The organism is Kitasatospora sp. NPDC059462 (genome assembly GCF_042749955.1).
Classification (GTDB): Bacteria; Actinomycetota; Actinomycetes; order Streptomycetales; family Streptomycetaceae; genus Kitasatospora.
The window spans coordinates 1-1,782 of sequence record NZ_JBHYUU010000352.1; the positions used below are offsets into that span (position 1 = coordinate 1).

At 73.9% G+C, this 1,782-nt stretch carries 2 protein-coding genes; both read left to right on the plus strand.

What is annotated here, in order from left to right; genetic code table 11:
* Positions 1–222 precede the first annotated feature (222 nt).
* A complete protein-coding gene (locus ACFXAM_RS38275; RefSeq protein ID WP_380298510.1) occupies positions 223–465 on the plus strand; it encodes a chaplin in 243 nt (80 codons plus the stop codon).
* A 242-nt stretch (positions 466–707) separates the two neighbouring features.
* A complete protein-coding gene (locus tag ACFXAM_RS38280) occupies positions 708–1,673 on the plus strand; it encodes a chaplin (RefSeq protein ID WP_380298512.1) in 966 nt (321 codons plus the stop codon).
* The last annotated feature ends 109 nt before the right edge of the window (positions 1,674–1,782 follow it).

Genomic DNA, 1,782 nt, shown 5'->3' on the forward strand with positions numbered 1-1,782 from the left:
GGGGTTTTTTTTTTTTTATTTCAACCCGGCTGCCCGGGGGGGGGGGCCCCCCCCCTGTCCCCGCGGGGGGCCGCCCCGCCGCCGTTCTGACAGATCGATTTCCTGTTCGTCGTATCACCGGTGCGGGTGAAGCGGACGGCCATTCCGTACCCCGTTCGCCGCAACGTCGTTCCTCCTGTGACGACCCGGAACCGATATCCGGGTGTTCATACAGGAGGAATGATGAAGGTCAAGAAGATCGCCGCCGTGACCGCCGCCGCCGGCGGCCTGGTGCTCGCCGTCACGGGTGCCGCCTCCGCCCACGGCGGGGCCGGTGCCGAGGGCGTGGCCGCCGGCTCCCCGGGCGTGGTGTCCGGCAACCAGATCCAGATCCCGGTGCACATCCCGGTCAACGCGTGCGGCAACACCATCAGCGTGGTCGGCGTGCTGAACCCGGCGTTCGGCAACACCTGCTTCAACGTCTGAGCCCATCTCGGTCGTTGAGCCGGGCCCCCGGACGGCGTGCGCGCCGTGCCGGGGGCGCTTGTTTTTTCGGCGCGCCCCGCGAATGTGTCGCGGCATCCCTCGAAAGGGTGAATGGTGGTTGAACCGGCCAACCTCCCTGTGGGTTCCTTCGTTCTCTCCCATGCAGCGAGGACCTCTCCACCTATTCGGAAATTCCGACTTTCGGAGGGTCGTCACGTCGTCTCGAAATGTCAGGGGAAAATATGAGGAACGCAGCCAAGAAGGGGCTCCTCACGGCCGTGGCCACCGGCAGTGTGCTGGCCTCGACCGCCGGCTACGCCTACGCGGGCGCCGGCGCGGAGGGTGTCGCGGCAGGCTCGCCGGGCGTCGCCTCCGGCAACTCGGTGCAGGTGCCGATCGAAGTGCCGATCAATGCCTGCGGCAACACGATCGACGTGATCGGCTTGCTGAACCCGGCCTTCGGCAACAACTGCGCCAACTCCTCCGGGCGCCCCGCCGGCGGGGCGCACGCGGGCGGCACCCACACCGGTGGCGCCCAGACCGGCGGCGGGCACCCGGGCGGTGTCCAGACCGGCGGCGGCCACCAGGGCGGCGCCCCGTCCGGAGGTGCACCGTCCGGAGGTGCACCGTCCGGAGGCGCTCAGACCGGAGGCGCCCACACGGGCGGCGGTCAGACGGGCGGCGGTCAGGCGGGTTCGGGCGCGGCGGGCGCGGGTTCGGCGGCCTCGGGGGCCACCGCCTCCGGTACGGCCACCGGCTCGCCCGGCGTGATCTCCGGCAACAGCGTCCAGGCCCCGGTGCACGTCCCGGTCAACGCCTGCGGCAACTCGGTGGACGTGGTCGGCGCCCTCAACCCGGCCTACGGCAACACCTGCGTCACCGCGGCCGCCCCGGCGCCCGTCAAGCCCGCGGCGCCGCAGGAGGACTGCCCGGAGGAGCACGCCCCGCACAACGCGCCGCCGCCCGCGCCGCCGGTCACCCAGAGCGCCGGAGACCCCGCCCAGGGCACCCCCCGGGCGGCCGCCCCGGCCGAGGCCGCCCCGGTGCGTCCCGCCGTGGCGCACGCGCAGGCCCCGGCCGTCGAGGAGACCGGCCGGCAGCTGGCCGCCACCGGCGCCGGCAACACCGAGCTGCTCGGCGCGGCCGGCCTGGCCCTGCTGATCGGCGGTGGTGTCCTCTACCGCCGCGCCCGCGCCGGCGCCCGTTGATCACCGGGGGCTGACCGGACACACCGGACGCGGGGCGGGGGCGGCCCGCCGGCCGCCGCCGGAGCCACGCCCGCACCCACACCCCGTAAGCGCCGGCCCCCCGGGGAAG